Below are 13,293 nucleotides of genomic sequence, written 5' to 3'. Positions count from 1 at the left end.
GGGTTGGCCACCGGATTGAAGTTCGGCACGCTGCTGAAGATCGAGGACTGCGGTTGCGCTGACATCGGAAGCTCCGCCGCCCGTCGCCGGGCCGGCATATCGGTGAGGAAAGATCAGAGGGTTTGTGCGATCAGCCGCGCGGCCTGCGGGCCGGGCTCGGGCAGCGCGATGAAACCCGGCGTGGCGCGCACGCGCGCCAGCCAGGCCCGGATCGCCGGATACGGCGACAAGGCGATGCCGCCGTGTTCGGCCACATCGGTGTAAGCGTGCAAGGCGATATCGGCGATGCCGTAGCGATCGCCGGTGAACCACTCGCTGGTTTGCAGATGCCGCTCCATCACCGCCAGCGCCTGATGGCCGCGCTCGCGCAGCTTCGGCAGCTCGGCCCGGCGCGGCGAATCCAGCGGCGTCCAGCCGGCGATGAAGCGGGCCACGGCGATGCAGGGCTCGTGGCTGTACTGCTCGAAATTCATCCAGCTCAGCGCTTGCGCGCGCTGCCACAGATCGACCGGCAGGAAGTCGCTGCCGTCGGCGAGGTAGTACAGGATGGCGTTGGATTCGCTGAGCGTGCGGCCGTCGCTGAATTCCACCACCGGCACCTTGCCGTTGGGATTGAGGGCGAGAAATTCCGGCGTGCGGGTCTGGCCCTGGCTGCTGTCGACTTCGACCCAGTCGTAGCGCTCGCCCAGTTGCTCCAGCAGCAGTCGCAGCTTGTGGCAATTGCCCGAGGGCGAAAAGCCGTGGACGGTAATCATGCTCAGGCTCCGTTCTTGCGCCGCGCGCGCCATTCGTCCGCGGACTGGCCCCAGACTTCGACCTGCTTTTCGTGGAAGGGCTCGGGCAGCCGCCCGTAGCGCAGGAAGCGCGAACCCAGCTTGCCGGCGACGCCCTTGGAGGCGACGTTTTCCGGGTCGATGGTGTGGATGATTTCGGTCCAGCCCAGTTGTTCGACCGCCCAGTCGATGGCCGCGGCCGAGCCTTCGCTGGCGTAACCCTTGCCGTTGGCGTCGGCGACGATGCCCCAGCCCACTTCGGTGCCCGGCCAGCCTTCCGGGTACCAGGGACCGAGCCGACCCAGCCAGCGGCCGCTGCTTTTTTCGATCACCGAGAAGAAGGCGAAGCCCTGCACGGCCCAGGAGCCGACCACCGACATCATCGCGCGCCAGGCCAGCGGCCGCGGCTGCGCGCCGCCGACGTAGCGCACGTGATCGCCGTCGGCCATGAACGCGGCCCAGGCGTCGAAGTCTTCCAGGCGCGGCGGACGCAGGATCAGGCGCGGGGTTTCCAGCTGGATGTCGGGAATCGTCATCACGGTCGCGTACTCCTGGTGCGCATCGTCAAGCCCCTGTCCACCGATTGAGCCCCTCTTCCGCTTGCGGGAGAGGGGTTGGGGTGAGGGCATGCGAGTCTGCGCATGTTGCGCAGGCAGTAATTCACCGCGTGCCCTCATCCGGCCCTGTGGGCCACCTTCTCCCGCAAGCGGGAGAAGGAATATCGTGCTGCCTGCGGCAGCAAAGCTTAGAAGGCGTTGATGCCCGTCAATTCGCGGCCGACCACCAGCTGGTGAATCGTCTCGGTGCCTTCGTACGTGATCACCGATTCCAGATTCAGCGCGTGACGGATCGCCGAATGCTCGGTGGTGATGCCGGCGCCGCCGAGCAGATCGCGGCATTCGCGCGCGATGTCGATGGCCATGCGGCAGTTGTTCCACTTCGCCAGGCTCACCTGGGTCGGCTGCATGTTGCCGGCGTCCTTCAGGCGGCCGAGCTGCACGACCAGCAGCTGCGCCAAGGTGATGCGGCGCGCCATCTCGGCCATCTTGATCTGCGCCGACTGAGTCGCCGCGACCGGACGGTCGAACAGGATGCGTTCCTTGGTGTAGCCCAGCACTTCGTCCAGGCAGGCGATGGCCGCGCCGATCGGGCCCCAGGTGATGCCATAGCGGGCCTGGGTCAGGCAGCCCAGCGGGCCCTTGAGGCCTTTCACGTTCGGCAGGCGATTGGCTTCGGGCACGCGCACGTTGTCGAAGAACAGCGAGGAAGTCACCGACGCGCGCAGGCTCATCTTGTGCTTGATTTCCTGCGCGGCGAAACCGGGCATGCCCTTCTCGACCACGAAGCCCTGGATGCCGTCCTCGGTCTGCGCCCAGACGATGGCGATGTCGGCCAGGTTGCCGTTGGTGATCCACATCTTGGAGCCGTTGAGGACCCAGTCCGCGCCGTCCTTCTTGGCGTTGGTCTTCATGTTGGCCGGATCGGAGCCGCCGTGCGGCTCGGTCAGGCCGAAGCAGCCGATGATCTGGCCCTTCGCCATGCCCGGCAGCCAGCGCTCGCGCTGTTCTTCGGTGCCGTAGGCGTAGATCGGGTACATGCACAGCGAGGACTGCACGCTGACGAAGCTGCGGATGCCGCTGTCGCCGCGCTCCAGCTCCTGGCAGATCAGGCCGTAGCTGACCGCGTTGAGGCCGGCGCAACCGTATTTTTCCGGGAGCGAGGAGCCCAGCAGGCCCAGTTCGGCGATTTCCGGCACCAGTTCCTTCGGGAACCGGCCCTGGTCGAAGGCATCGCCGATGATCGGGATCACGCGCTCGTCGGTGAAGCGGGCGACGGTGTCCTGGACGGCGCGCTCCTCTTCGCTGAGCAGGGAACGCACGTCGTACAGATCGTAGGGATGCAGGGCCATCGGGCTCAATAATCCTTGGCAGAAAGACCGCCATTGTAATGGCCCCATCGGGCCGGAGTAAGGCCGAACAGGCCCGCTGCGCGCGCACGGGCCGGTATGCGGTGGATTCTTGCGAAAGCGGTGGCCGTGCCGGGACAGGTTCGCGCCCCGCCCCGCCCAGGACCAGTCAGCCGATGGCCGCGGCGCCCGGCTGGCGCGAAACCGGGCCGGGCGCGCAAAAACAAACGGGGCCGGATCGACCGGCCCCGTTCGGGGTACTGACTTGAGCGCCGAAGGCGCCTGGCTGGATCAGCCGCGACCGGGCGCCGCCACCGAAGCGGTCTGGGTCACGACCTGGCCGTTGATGACCGGCAGGCGCTGGGTCGGACGCTCATCCATGCGGATGGTCTGTTCCTGGCCCTGGTAGCGGTAGGTCACGTCGTATCCGACCACCTTGTTCTCGTTGCCCAGGGCGATGCGGCTGCCGGGCTTGCTTTCGGTGCGCATGGTGCCGGTGGTGCCGTCCGGGTTACGGAAGGTCACGTTGTAGGCGACCACGCGCGAGGACTGCGAGGTGTCCGAGGTGGTGTGGCACTGGCGCTCGGTGCGGTTCACGACGCGGCCGCCGACATGGTTGCGATCGACCCGGTTGCCGACGAAGCCGCCGGCGACGGCGCCGGCCGCGGTCGCGGCCTTGCGGCCGTTGCCCTTGCCGATCTGGTTGCCGAGCAGGCCGCCGACCACCGCACCGACCACGGTGCCGCCGACGTTGCCGTCGCGCTCGGGCAGGCGTTCCTGCACGACCACGTCTTCGCAGACTTCGCGCGGGGTGGACACGGTGCTGGTCTCGCGCACCGGATCGGTGCCGATCACGGTGGCGTAGAGCTTTTCTTTCTGGTTGATCGGCTTGACGTTGACCACGTCGGCGTATTCGACCTGCGGGGCGGTGTTGATCGCGCCGCTGGCGGCCAGATCGCCGGCCGGGGTCGCGCCGTTGACCGCCGCTGCCGGCAGTTGCTCGCCCGGCGCCGGGGTCAGCGCCGCGGCCTGGGTGGCGGGAGTGCCGCGGAAGCTCTGGAAGGCCGCAACCGCTACGCCGCCGACCAACAGCGACGCGATCGCGACCGCAATGATGTTCTTGTTCATGTGGAGCCTCCTGCAGCGGGGGAACCGCGGTGGTATGAGAGTCTGGAATGCGGATCGAGCGCTTCGTCGAAGACTGGCTTCAGCCCGGCTTTTCGGAAGCCTCTCCCCGAGGCATGTCCAAACCGTGTGTGGACGGCGCCATTCCACCACTTGAAAGCTGAACCAGCACCTATTGATTTTCGCTAATCTGTCCCCTGTCTGAACCGTCACGCGAGCGCGTGCTAGCGTGTTTGCAACCTGCGTCACACCTGGACCGAACATGGCCAATCCGTTGCTGGCTCCCCTGATGGGTTTTCTCGGACGCCTGAGCTATCCGCGTCTGTTCGTGGTCACCGCGACCTTGTTCGCCTTCGACCTGGTGATTCCGGACTTCGTGCCGTTCGCCGACGAGATCCTGCTCGGCCTGGGCACCTTGCTGCTGGCCAACTGGAAGAACCGCAAAGCGCCGCAACCGCCGGGCATCCAGCCGCCTTCGTCCTGAACCCATGCGCGGGTTGATCGACAGCCACTGCCATCTCGACGCGGCCGAATTCGACCCCGACCGCGCCCAGGTGGTCGACCGCGCGCGCGCGGCCGGCGTCGCCGCGCAGGTGGTTCCGGCGATCGACGCCGCCGGCTGGCCGAAGCTGCGCGAGGTCTGCATGGGTGAGGGCCTGCATCCGGCCTACGGCCTGCATCCGATGTACCTGGATTCGCATCGCCCCGAACATCTGCGCGAACTGCGCGAATGGATCGAGCGCGAGCGCCCCTGCGCGGTCGGCGAATGCGGGCTGGATTATTTCGTCGAAGGGCTGGATCGCGAACTGCAGTTGTTCTACTTCGAAGGCCAGCTGGAACTGGCGCGCGAATTCAACCTGCCGGTGATCGTGCACGCGCGCCACGCGGTCGATGCGACCCTCGCCGCGATCCGCCGCATCGGCGGTCTGCGCGGCGTGGTGCACAGCTATTCGGGCAGCGAGGAGCAGGCCCAGCAGTTGTGGAAGCTGGGATTTTCGATCGGGCTCGGCGGGCCGGTGACTTACGATCGCGCCCAGCGTCTGCGCCGCATCGTCGCGGCGATGCCGATCGAATTCCTGCTGTTGGAAACCGATGCGCCGGATCAACCGGACGCGCAGATTCGCGGGCAGCGCAACGAGCCGGCGCGGCTGTCTTGGGTGTGCGAAGTCGTTGCGGGGTTGCGCGGTGTGGCGGTGGAGGAGATCGCGGCCGCTACTTCGGACAATGCCCGGCGGTTGTTCCAGCTGCCTTGAACTGCGGCGGATTCCGGCTAGCGGATCGAAAAGCGTCGGGGCTGAAGCCCCTCCCACAAGAGATTCCGAGGCAGCAACCGCTTTTGTGGGAGGGGCTTCAGCCCCGACGCTTTTCGCTCAGCCGCGACGAACTCAAGCCGCCTGCACCTTCGGCTTGAGCAGAATCTCCAGCGCCCGCCCCACCGCCGCGAACGCGAACACGCCGGTGATATGCGTCGCCGCGCCCAGCCCCGCACCGCAATCGAGCTTCAATGCCGCATCGCCGGCGACCTTCGGCCGCAAGCCGCAGACCGTGCCGTCGGGCTGCGGATATTTCACGTTCTCCAGCGAATAAATCGCCGACACACCGAAGTAGCGATCCGGATTCTTCGGAAAATTGAATTCGCCGCGCAGCTTCTTGCGGATCAGCGCGAGCATGGCGTCGTGCTCGGTGCGCGACAGATCGCGCACCCGCACCAGGGTCGGATCGGTGCGCCCGCCGGCGGAGCCGACCGCGATCACCGGCAACTTGCGCCGACGGCACCAGGCGATCAGCTCGACCTTGCTGCGGAAACTGTCGCAGGCGTCGAGCACCAGGTCGAAGCGGCGGTCGAGCAACTCGTCCAGGTTCGACGGGGTCAGAAAGCTCTGCACCGCATCGACTTCCATCGCCGGATTGATCGCGCGGCAGCGTTCGGCCATCGCCTCGACCTTGGCCCGGCCGTAATGGCCGTCCAGCGCCGGCAGTTGCCGGTTGGTGTTGGACACACACAGATCGTCGGCGTCGATCAGGGTCAGGTGGCCGATGCCGGTGCGCGCCAGCGCCTCCACCGCCCACGAGCCGACCCCGCCCATGCCGACCACGGCGATGCGGCATTGGCGGAAACGGGCGACGGAACCTAGTCCGTACAAGCGGTCAATGCCGGCAAAACGCTCTTGCCAGACGGTGTCGGGAGATGCGGAAGTCATAGGCATATTGTAGTGGCCCGGGCCGCCGATTCGGCCCGGCCGCCGCGGAAAGCACTGAGCCGCGGATGAGGCGACCGGGGCCGGGCGAGCCTGCGCCCTGCCCGGCCGGCCTGGAATGGCCTCGGCCCGGATGCTGCGAACGCGTCAGGCTGCACCTCGGCGATCACCCTCGAAGGCGCGAGTCCGCAGGTCAATGGAAGCCGCCCTCGCCTCGCGAAAAGCCGTTCGCTTTCCATCGCCTCGCCCCGCCTTCAAGCAACCCGCCATCGATCGCAAGCGCCGCGCACCCGACCACTCGCAGGCACGCGTACGCACTCGCACACGTGATCTGGACCTCACATCGCCGCATGCTATCGTTCGGCGATCTTGGATGGAGGCCAGGCAATGAGCGATACCCAGCCCACCAACGCCCCTGCGAAACGCAAAGGCAATGGTTCGAAGTACCTGTTCCTGTTTTTGATCGGCCTGGTCGGTGGCGTGGTCGCCACGGTCATGGCGGTACGCGCGCTGGAACAGCGCAAGGACCATTTCCCCGACAGCGTCATGCATGTGCAGGCGTGGCATCTGGATCAGCTGCAAGCCAAGGTCAAGGAAAATCGTTGCGGCCCCACCGACACGCTGCCGCACATCAAGGCGCTGCGCACGATGGCCGACGACCTGGATCCGGCCTTCCCCGATCTGAAGGACGATCAGCGCTTCTCGCAACATTCCAGCAAGATGCGCGCCGCACTCGACGGCGCTTTGACCAGTCCGCCGGTCAGTTGCGCCGGCGTCACCACGGTGTCGCAGCAGATCGGCGAAGCCTGCAAGGCTTGCCATCAGGACTTCCGCGGCTGAGCGGCCGCGCGCGCTTGCGCGTGAGGCCATCGACAGGTTCCCAATACGCCGGCCCCGGACACCCGGGCCGGCTTTTGTTGCGCCGCTGCATCGCCCTGCCTGCCGCCAGCTGAACACAGCGGATTGGTGGCACATAAATTGAACACGCGTTCACGCACCGGCTTATAGCTTGGCAGGCGCGTGGCGACTGTCCGCCACTTCGCAATGCACAAGCGCAGGAGCCTGGAATGAATACCAACAACATCCGATTGCTGGGCGTAGCGGCCGCAGCCACGCTGGTACTGGCCGGTTGCGCTACTTCGCCCGGTTACGGCGGCGGCGGCTACAACAACGGCGGCTACAACAACAACTATCCGCAGCAGCCCGCCTACCCCAACCAACAGAACAATTGCTACGACTGCGGCGTCGTCACCCGCATCGAGCAGATCAGCACCCAGAGCACCGCCCCGAGCGCCACCGGCGCCGTGTTGGGCGGTCTGGTCGGCGCGGTCGCCGGCCGCAAGATCGCCGACGACCACACCGACAGCAAGGGCCGCAAGAACGCCGCCACGGTCGGCGGCGCGGTCGCCGGCGCCCTCGCCGGCAACGCGATCCAGAACCGCGTCGGCGCGCCGAGCTACAACGTCTACGTGCGCATGGACGACGGCCGCACCACGGTGGTCACGCAGAAGGATCTCGGCGGCATTCGCGAGAACACCTACGTGCGCGTCGCCAACGGTCGCGTCTATATCCGCTGATCGCGCCCGGCCGCAAGCGCGGGTATTCGCGCCGCGGTGATGAAACAATGTAACGAAAGAAAACGGCCCGCATCGCGGGCCGTTTTCGTTATGCGCGCACGAGGCGATGAGTTCATAACCCGCATCACGATTAGGCGCGGAACTGGCGCACTTAATGGGGTCTTCATCGAACGGGCCTTGCGCTAGGGTCATTCGCGTCCGCCTCGCGGACCTAGCCATCGCAAGATCAGGAGATCGGAATGAAATTTCGCTTCGTGCATGCAGTCTCCGTAGGCGCCGTCCTGTCCGGCGCCATCGCCGCCGCCGTCGCCACGCCGCCCTCGGCGCAGAACAATCCGCTGCGCGTGGGCATGGTCGCGGTGACCGGCGGCGCCGACGATTTCCTCGGCTCGGTCGAGGTCAGCATCACCAACACCAGCAAGAAGGCCGTGCGCCTGCCCAAGTGGCAGCTGCCGTCGGATCAATTCGAGTCGAAGCTGTTCTCGATCAGCTACAACGGCCAGCCGGTCGCCTACGAGGGCGCGATGGTCAAGCGCGGCCTGCCGCAGGCGGAGGATTTCGCGATCCTGCAGCCGGGCGAAACCGTGCGCCGCGTGATCGATCTGTCGGCGGGCTACGACCTGTCCAAGACCGGCCAGTACGTGGTCGCGTTCAACGCGCCGCTGCAGCACGCATCCACCTCCGACCGGGTGATGCTGCAACAGAGCAACGGCTTGCCGATGAGCGTGCAGAGCGCGCCGCTGAGCCTGTGGGTGGACGGTCTGGATCAACTCGGCGGCGCCAAGGTCTCGGCCGCGGCCAAGCCGGTCGGCACCAAGGCCGTGGTCAACGGAGTCAACTACGTCGGCTGCACCACCTCGCGCACCAGCTCGGCCGGTCAGGCCGTGGTCCAGGCGCGCGCCTACGCCGAGAACGCCAAGGGCTATCTCAACAACGGCACCGTCGGCCCGCGCTATACGACCTGGTTCGGCGCCTACACCTCCAGCCGCTACAGCACCGCGCGCTCGCACTTCGCCTCGATCGATTCGGCGATCGACCAGAGCGGCGGCCAGATCACCATCAACTGCGGCTGCACCAGCAGCGCCTACGCCTACGTCTATCCGAACCAGCCGTACCAGATCTATGTCTGCAACGCGTTCTGGAACGCGCCGCTGACCGGCACCGACTCCAAGGCCGGCACGCTGATCCACGAGATGAGCCACTTCACCGTCGTCGCCGGCACCGACGATCACGTCTACGGTCAGGCCGGCGCGAAAAACCTCGCCAACACCAACCCGACCAACGCGCTCGACAACGCCGACAACCACGAGTACTTCGCCGAGAACACGCCGTTCCAGAACTGAGGATCGCGCGCGGCGCCGCGACAACGGCTCCGCGTTCTCTCGCTGCGAATCGCGGCCCGCTTCGGCGGGCCGTTTTTTTTTGCGCGCCGCCAACCCCGTCGCCGCGGCGCGCGCGTTGGATAGCTACGAGCCCAGCGCAGGACGCGCGCAGCGATGCAGGACGCGCGCAGGCGCGGCGGGAGACGAGGCCCGCCGCGTCACCGACGCAGGCTTACCGCGCCCAGGTCCGGGCCGCGGTCACCGAACCGGCGCGGGGCGAATACGGGCACGCCGGTCGCGGGAATCGCCGCCACAGGGAAGTGAGGACGGTCGTCGAGGCCGTCGCGGTCGCCGGGGGCCTTCGGGCCCCCGGTTTTTTATTCGAAGGCGCATCGAAAGCGCGTGCGATCGGCGCAGGCATTTCGCCGGGCCGCGCCCGGCGAAAGATTTAAATCGATATAAACCCGCGATTTAATCCCGCAGCGGATTTTCGCCGGCGCCGCGGGGCGAATCCGAACGCGTTTTGGCGCCGGCCCGGTGGGCGAAAAAATACATATTCGGCGGCAGTGGAGCGGCGAATATGTACATTTGTGACATACATCAAAATTACACAAAAGAAAAACCCGGCCGAGGCCGGGTTTCTCTGACGAAGTGCGGCGCGATGTTGCGCCGCAGCGAACGTCTTACAACGGTTCGACCGCGTCGGCCTGCAGGCCTTTCTGGCCCTGCACGACCGTGAAGGAAACCTTCTGGCCTTCCTTCAGGCTCTTGAAGCCCTGGGATTGGATCGCGCGGAAATGCACGAATACGTCTTCGCCGTTTTCACGGCTGATGAAGCCAAAACCCTTGGCATCGTTGAACCACTTGACGGTTCCGATTTCTTTGCCGGACATCGTTACTCTCTCCTTGGAACGTGGTGTTGTTAACGCGGCTTTTCCGCGTGCTGGTTGCAAGGAGGAAGCGAGGTGCAACGATGTAGCGGATCGATGGATCAACCGCATCGGGCCACGATTCACGGTGACCCTTGGCAAACGCAGCGCCCGCAACGTACCCCGACATGGGCCAAAATGCAAACAGCCCGGACAACCCGTCCGGACAGGGGTTCGGCATGGATTCGGATACGTTTTATTACATATTGGCGGGCGTGCTGGTGGTCATCGGAATCGTCGGCACGGTGCTGCCGGCGCTGCCCGGTCTGCCGCTGGTGTTCGCCGGCATGCTGCTGGCCTCGTGGGTGTCGGGATTCGAGAAAGTGGGCGGGGTCACCCTGGTCGTGCTCGGCCTGCTCACGGTGCTGTCGATGGGCATCGATTTCGCCGCCACGGCGATGGGCGCCAAACGCGTCGGGGCGAGCAAGCTGGCGATTATCGGCTCGATCATCGGCACCTTCGCCGGGCTGGCGTTCGGGCTGGTCGGGGTATTCGTCGGCCCCTTCGTCGGCGCGCTGGTCGGCGAGCTGATCCATACGCGTCAGTTGTCCCAGGCGACCAAGGTCGGCATCGGCACCTGGATCGGCATCGTCGTCGGCACCGTACTCAAGTTCGGACTGGCGTTCGCGATGGTCGGCCTGTTCGCGCTCGCGTGGTTCTTCTAAGTGGCGCGCGAGTGTTCAACGCTTGCGCTCGGTTCACGCTTCGTTCGCGCATCAATGCAAGACTGCAGCGGTTTTGACGCTTACGCCGTGAATCACGCCATGCCCTACTCCCGCACGATCCTGTTCCTCGCCTTGGCGGCCTTGCCGTTGCTCGGCTCGGCCCAGACCAGCGCGCAACCGGCGACGCCGGAAGCGTGCATGGCGGTCACCGTCGACGCCGATCGCCTGGCCTGCTACGACAAAGCGCTGGGTCGTCAGGCCGGCGATGCGCGCCAGGCCGATATCGCCGCGAAGGAAGCCAAGGCGATCCGCAAGAATCTGGAAATCGGCGACGAGATCGCCGGCGAGCCCAAGCCCGGCGTCGCCGAGCGCGCGCGCCGCGCGGTGTCGGGCAGCGTGTTCAGTCACGACGAACCGCTGAATGACGCGATCGCCAACGCCGGCAAGGGCGGCCTGCTCGACAGCCGCTGGGAACTGGCCAAGGACTCCAAGCTGGGCGTGTTCAACTTCCGCGCCTACAAGCCGGTGTACCTGCTGCCGGTGTTCTGGAACAACGATCCCAACGTGTTGCCGCACTCGCCCAACCCGCGCAACACCGTGACCGAGCCGCAGTCGCTCAAGGACATCGAGACCAAGTTCCAGATCAGCTTCAAGACCAAGGCGGTGGAGAACCTGTTCGGCGACAACGGCGACATCTGGATGGGCTACACCCAGTCCTCGCGCTGGCAGGTCTACAACGCCGAGGACTCGCGCCCGTTCCGCGAGACCAACTACGAACCCGAAGTGATGCTGGTGTTCCGCAACAACTATCACATCGGCGGCTGGAGCGGCCGCATGGCCGCGATCGGCGTCAATCACCAGTCCAACGGCCGCGCCGATCCGTTCTCGCGCAGTTGGAACCGGGTGATCGGCCAGATCGGGCTGGATCGCGAGAACTGGGCGATCGTGGCGCGGCCGTGGTGGCGTATCTCCGACGGTAACGACGACGACAATCCCGATATCGAGGATTACATCGGCCGCGGCGACCTGACCATCGTGCACAAGCGCGGCGGTCATGAGTTCTCGCTGATGGCGCGGCATTCGCTGCGCGGCGGCGACCGCTCGCACGGCGCGCTGCAGTTCGACTGGGGTTTCCCGATTCACAACCAGTTGCGCGGCCATCTGCAGATCTTCGACGGCTACGGCGAGAGCCTGATCGACTACAACCATCGCGCCACTTACATCGGCCTGGGCATCTCGCTGCTGGAGTGGTACTGAGCAAGCGCAGCGCGGCCCGGCGATGCATGGCCTCGCCGGGCCGCGCGGTATCCGCCCGACCCGGCAAGGCGGCGTGTTCGAAACTGCGACGCAATGTGATCCGCCTCGCCGATCCGCCGCGCTAGGCTGGATCGGATCGACGGAGAGCACGATGAAAATGCAGCGCATCCTCTCGCTGGACGGCGGAGGCATACGCGGCCTGGTGAGTTGCCATTGGCTGGCAGGCCTGGAACAGGCCCTGATTCAGGCAGGAAAGGCCCAGGCCGGAAAAACCGGTTTACTGAAGAATTTCGATTTGATCGCCGGCAGTTCGACCGGCGCGCTGATCGCCTGCGGACTGGCCAGCGGCATCGGTCCGGACGCGCTGGCGCAGTTGTATCGCGCCCAGCGCCATCTGATTTTTCCCAATCTTGCCGGCCGCCTGTGGTCGCGCGCCAATCGTTTGATCAGCGACGGCCTGTCGGCGCCGCGCTACGACGGCGTGGGCATCGAGAAAGTCCTGCGCAAGGTGTTCGGCAAGACCACGCTGGGGCAGCTCAAGGCGCCGGTGCTGATCACCAGTTACGACACGATTTCGCGCACGCCGGTGATCTTCAAGAGTTTCCAGCCCGAGCATCGCGATCTGTTGGTGTGGGAGGTGTGTCGCGCCTCCAGCGCGGCGCCGACCTACTTTCCCGCCCATGCGATGAAGGTCGAGGGCAAGGACTGCGCGCTGATCGACGGCGGCGTGGTCGCCAACAACCCGACCGCCTGCGCCATCGCCGAGGCGTTGCGCAAGGACGCCCAGGTCGACAACAGCCGCGATCTGGTGGTGGTGTCGGTGGGCAGCGGCGAGCGCACGCGCAGCATCGACCTGGAATCGGCGCGCTCGTGGGGCGCGCTGGAATGGGCGGTGCCGATCATCGACGTGTTGTTCGACGGCAATACCGATTCGGTGGATTACATCGCGCGGCAGTTGGTCGGCGATGGGTATTTCCGGATGCAGGCCGAGCTGACTGTCGGGCTGGATGATCTGGACGATACGAGCGAGACGAATGTGTTGGGGTTGGAGACTATGGCTCGGGAGTATCTGGCTCGGCCGGCGACCAAGAAGATGTTGGAGCGGTTGGTCAAGATGCTTTGAGGGGTTGGGCGAGGTCTGTGCGGGCCGGGTACTGGGTGCCGCGTGCGGCATGCTCACGTCGCGCTTTGCAGCGACAGACTGTGCCTACGCGTCCCTTCCAAGTATCGACGCTCTCTCCTACCGTCATTCCCGCGAACGCGGGAATCCAGGGCCTTTCGTGCGAGAACCCTTGAAGTCACTGGATTCCCGCGTTCGCGGGAATGACGGTTTGGAGAGACGACTCCCTACCGGCAAAAGCATCCGTCGGCACAATCGCGAGCCGCAAAAACAAAGGGTCTTAGGAAGCAAAGCTGCCCCATAACGCAGCTATCTTCCTGAAATGCAAAAGAAAAACAGGTATTACCGCCGTTCGAAAATCAGCGAGGCCCGATTTCGGGCGCTCGTGCGCTGTTGGTCACTGGATCTCACCGCCACCAAC

14 protein-coding genes and 2 pseudogenes are annotated in these 13,293 nt (G+C 65.7%); 10 read left to right on the top strand and 6 right to left on the bottom strand.

Going from position 1 to position 13,293, the window contains the following annotated elements; all coding sequences use genetic code 11:
- Positions 1 to 113: 113 nt before the first annotated feature.
- From AB4Y92_RS07600 to AB4Y92_RS07585, 4 genes are all read right to left on the bottom strand, one after another.
- Positions 114 to 755, bottom strand: a complete 642-nt coding sequence (locus AB4Y92_RS07600) for a glutathione S-transferase family protein (protein ID WP_441819078.1) — start codon at positions 753 to 755, stop codon at positions 114 to 116.
- A gap of 2 nt (positions 756 to 757) precedes the next feature.
- Entirely contained in the window at positions 758 to 1,309 is a 552-nt protein-coding gene (locus tag AB4Y92_RS07595) for a GNAT family N-acetyltransferase (RefSeq protein ID WP_441819314.1), read from the bottom strand.
- Between the two features lie 209 nt (positions 1,310 to 1,518).
- Positions 1,519 to 2,682, bottom strand: coding sequence for an acyl-CoA dehydrogenase family protein (locus tag AB4Y92_RS07590; RefSeq protein WP_441819077.1), 1,164 nt, complete (start codon positions 2,680 to 2,682; stop codon positions 1,519 to 1,521).
- Between the two features lie 288 nt (positions 2,683 to 2,970).
- Positions 2,971 to 3,807 (bottom strand): glycine zipper 2TM domain-containing protein, encoded by an 837-nt coding sequence (locus AB4Y92_RS07585; protein WP_441819076.1) that lies wholly within the window; start codon positions 3,805 to 3,807, stop codon positions 2,971 to 2,973.
- Positions 3,808 to 4,066: 259 nt separating this feature from the next.
- Between AB4Y92_RS07585 and AB4Y92_RS07580 the strand changes: the two genes are divergently transcribed.
- The 3 genes and pseudogenes from AB4Y92_RS07580 to AB4Y92_RS07570 form a co-directional block, all read left to right on the top strand.
- Complete coding sequence (locus AB4Y92_RS07580) at positions 4,067 to 4,288, top strand: DUF6116 family protein (RefSeq protein ID WP_057943358.1); 222 nt, start codon at positions 4,067 to 4,069, stop codon at positions 4,286 to 4,288.
- A gap of 4 nt (positions 4,289 to 4,292) precedes the next feature.
- Positions 4,293 to 5,057 (top strand): TatD family hydrolase, encoded by a 765-nt coding sequence (locus AB4Y92_RS07575; RefSeq protein WP_441819075.1) that lies wholly within the window; start codon positions 4,293 to 4,295, stop codon positions 5,055 to 5,057.
- A pseudogene (locus AB4Y92_RS07570) lies at positions 5,029 to 5,115 on the top strand (DUF6053 domain-containing protein); the annotation flags it as partial. The gene AB4Y92_RS07575 and the pseudogene AB4Y92_RS07570, both read left to right, overlap by 29 nt.
- Before the next feature lie 74 nt (positions 5,116 to 5,189).
- On the opposite strand, the gene AB4Y92_RS07565 reads toward AB4Y92_RS07570, so the two are convergent.
- Entirely contained in the window at positions 5,190 to 6,005 is an 816-nt protein-coding gene (locus AB4Y92_RS07565) for a tRNA threonylcarbamoyladenosine dehydratase (RefSeq protein WP_441819074.1), read from the bottom strand.
- 384 nt (positions 6,006 to 6,389) lie between these two features.
- Between AB4Y92_RS07565 and AB4Y92_RS07560 the strand changes: the two genes are divergently transcribed.
- The 3 genes from AB4Y92_RS07560 (at position 6,390) to AB4Y92_RS07550 (ending at position 8,922) form a co-directional block, all read left to right on the top strand.
- Entirely contained in the window at positions 6,390 to 6,842 is a 453-nt protein-coding gene (locus AB4Y92_RS07560) for a hypothetical protein (RefSeq protein WP_441819073.1), read from the top strand.
- A 227-nt stretch (positions 6,843 to 7,069) separates the two neighbouring features.
- Positions 7,070 to 7,579: a glycine zipper 2TM domain-containing protein gene (locus tag AB4Y92_RS07555; protein ID WP_386788226.1), complete on the top strand. Its 510-nt coding sequence runs from the start codon at positions 7,070 to 7,072 to the stop codon at positions 7,577 to 7,579.
- Positions 7,580 to 7,818: 239 nt separating this feature from the next.
- Entirely contained in the window at positions 7,819 to 8,922 is a 1,104-nt protein-coding gene (locus tag AB4Y92_RS07550) for a M35 family metallo-endopeptidase (protein WP_441819072.1), read from the top strand.
- Positions 8,923 to 9,584: 662 nt separating this feature from the next.
- Here the strand turns inward: AB4Y92_RS07550 and AB4Y92_RS07545 are convergent.
- Positions 9,585 to 9,794 carry a cold-shock protein gene (locus AB4Y92_RS07545; RefSeq protein WP_057943363.1) on the bottom strand — a complete coding sequence of 70 codons (210 nt, stop codon included), beginning with the start codon at positions 9,792 to 9,794 and terminating at the stop codon, positions 9,585 to 9,587.
- A gap of 215 nt (positions 9,795 to 10,009) precedes the next feature.
- Between AB4Y92_RS07545 and AB4Y92_RS07540 the strand changes: the two genes are divergently transcribed.
- The 4 genes and pseudogenes from AB4Y92_RS07540 to AB4Y92_RS07525 all read left to right on the top strand — a co-directional run.
- Positions 10,010 to 10,495, top strand: coding sequence for a DUF456 domain-containing protein (locus tag AB4Y92_RS07540; protein WP_441819313.1), 486 nt, complete (start codon positions 10,010 to 10,012; stop codon positions 10,493 to 10,495).
- Between the two features lie 99 nt (positions 10,496 to 10,594).
- Positions 10,595 to 11,752, top strand: a complete 1,158-nt coding sequence (locus tag AB4Y92_RS07535; protein WP_441819071.1) for a phospholipase A — start codon at positions 10,595 to 10,597, stop codon at positions 11,750 to 11,752.
- A gap of 151 nt (positions 11,753 to 11,903) precedes the next feature.
- Positions 11,904 to 12,875, top strand: a complete 972-nt coding sequence (locus tag AB4Y92_RS07530; RefSeq protein WP_441819070.1) for a patatin-like phospholipase family protein — start codon at positions 11,904 to 11,906, stop codon at positions 12,873 to 12,875.
- Positions 12,876 to 13,194: 319 nt separating this feature from the next.
- Positions 13,195 to 13,293, top strand: a pseudogene (locus AB4Y92_RS07525) (IS1595 family transposase); the annotation flags it as partial.

It is taken from the genome of Lysobacter sp. TAB13 (assembly GCF_052113885.1).
In the GTDB taxonomy this organism is placed as follows: Bacteria; Pseudomonadota; Gammaproteobacteria; order Xanthomonadales; family Xanthomonadaceae; genus Lysobacter; species Lysobacter gummosus.
The sequence above is the reverse complement of the archived record's forward strand: the minus strand, read 5'-3'. Positions and strand labels throughout refer to the sequence as shown.

Coding starts and splice junctions, on each gene's coding strand:
- AB4Y92_RS07600 (WP_441819078.1), bottom strand. CDS start 755: ATGATTACCGTCCACGGCTTTTCGCCCTCGGGCAATTGCCACAAGCTG.
- AB4Y92_RS07595 (WP_441819314.1), bottom strand. CDS start 1,309: ATGACGATTCCCGACATCCAGCTGGAAACCCCGCGCCTGATCCTGCGT.
- AB4Y92_RS07590 (WP_441819077.1), bottom strand. CDS start 2,682: ATGGCCCTGCATCCCTACGATCTGTACGACGTGCGTTCCCTGCTCAGC.
- AB4Y92_RS07585 (WP_441819076.1), bottom strand. CDS start 3,807: ATGAACAAGAACATCATTGCGGTCGCGATCGCGTCGCTGTTGGTCGGC.
- AB4Y92_RS07580 (WP_057943358.1), top strand. CDS start 4,067: ATGGCCAATCCGTTGCTGGCTCCCCTGATGGGTTTTCTCGGACGCCTG.
- AB4Y92_RS07575 (WP_441819075.1), top strand. CDS start 4,293: ATGCGCGGGTTGATCGACAGCCACTGCCATCTCGACGCGGCCGAATTC.
- AB4Y92_RS07565 (WP_441819074.1), bottom strand. CDS start 6,005: ATGACTTCCGCATCTCCCGACACCGTCTGGCAAGAGCGTTTTGCCGGC.
- AB4Y92_RS07560 (WP_441819073.1), top strand. CDS start 6,390: ATGAGCGATACCCAGCCCACCAACGCCCCTGCGAAACGCAAAGGCAAT.
- AB4Y92_RS07555 (WP_386788226.1), top strand. CDS start 7,070: ATGAATACCAACAACATCCGATTGCTGGGCGTAGCGGCCGCAGCCACG.
- AB4Y92_RS07550 (WP_441819072.1), top strand. CDS start 7,819: ATGAAATTTCGCTTCGTGCATGCAGTCTCCGTAGGCGCCGTCCTGTCC.
- AB4Y92_RS07545 (WP_057943363.1), bottom strand. CDS start 9,794: ATGTCCGGCAAAGAAATCGGAACCGTCAAGTGGTTCAACGATGCCAAG.
- AB4Y92_RS07540 (WP_441819313.1), top strand. CDS start 10,010: ATGGATTCGGATACGTTTTATTACATATTGGCGGGCGTGCTGGTGGTC.
- AB4Y92_RS07535 (WP_441819071.1), top strand. CDS start 10,595: ATGCCCTACTCCCGCACGATCCTGTTCCTCGCCTTGGCGGCCTTGCCG.
- AB4Y92_RS07530 (WP_441819070.1), top strand. CDS start 11,904: ATGAAAATGCAGCGCATCCTCTCGCTGGACGGCGGAGGCATACGCGGC.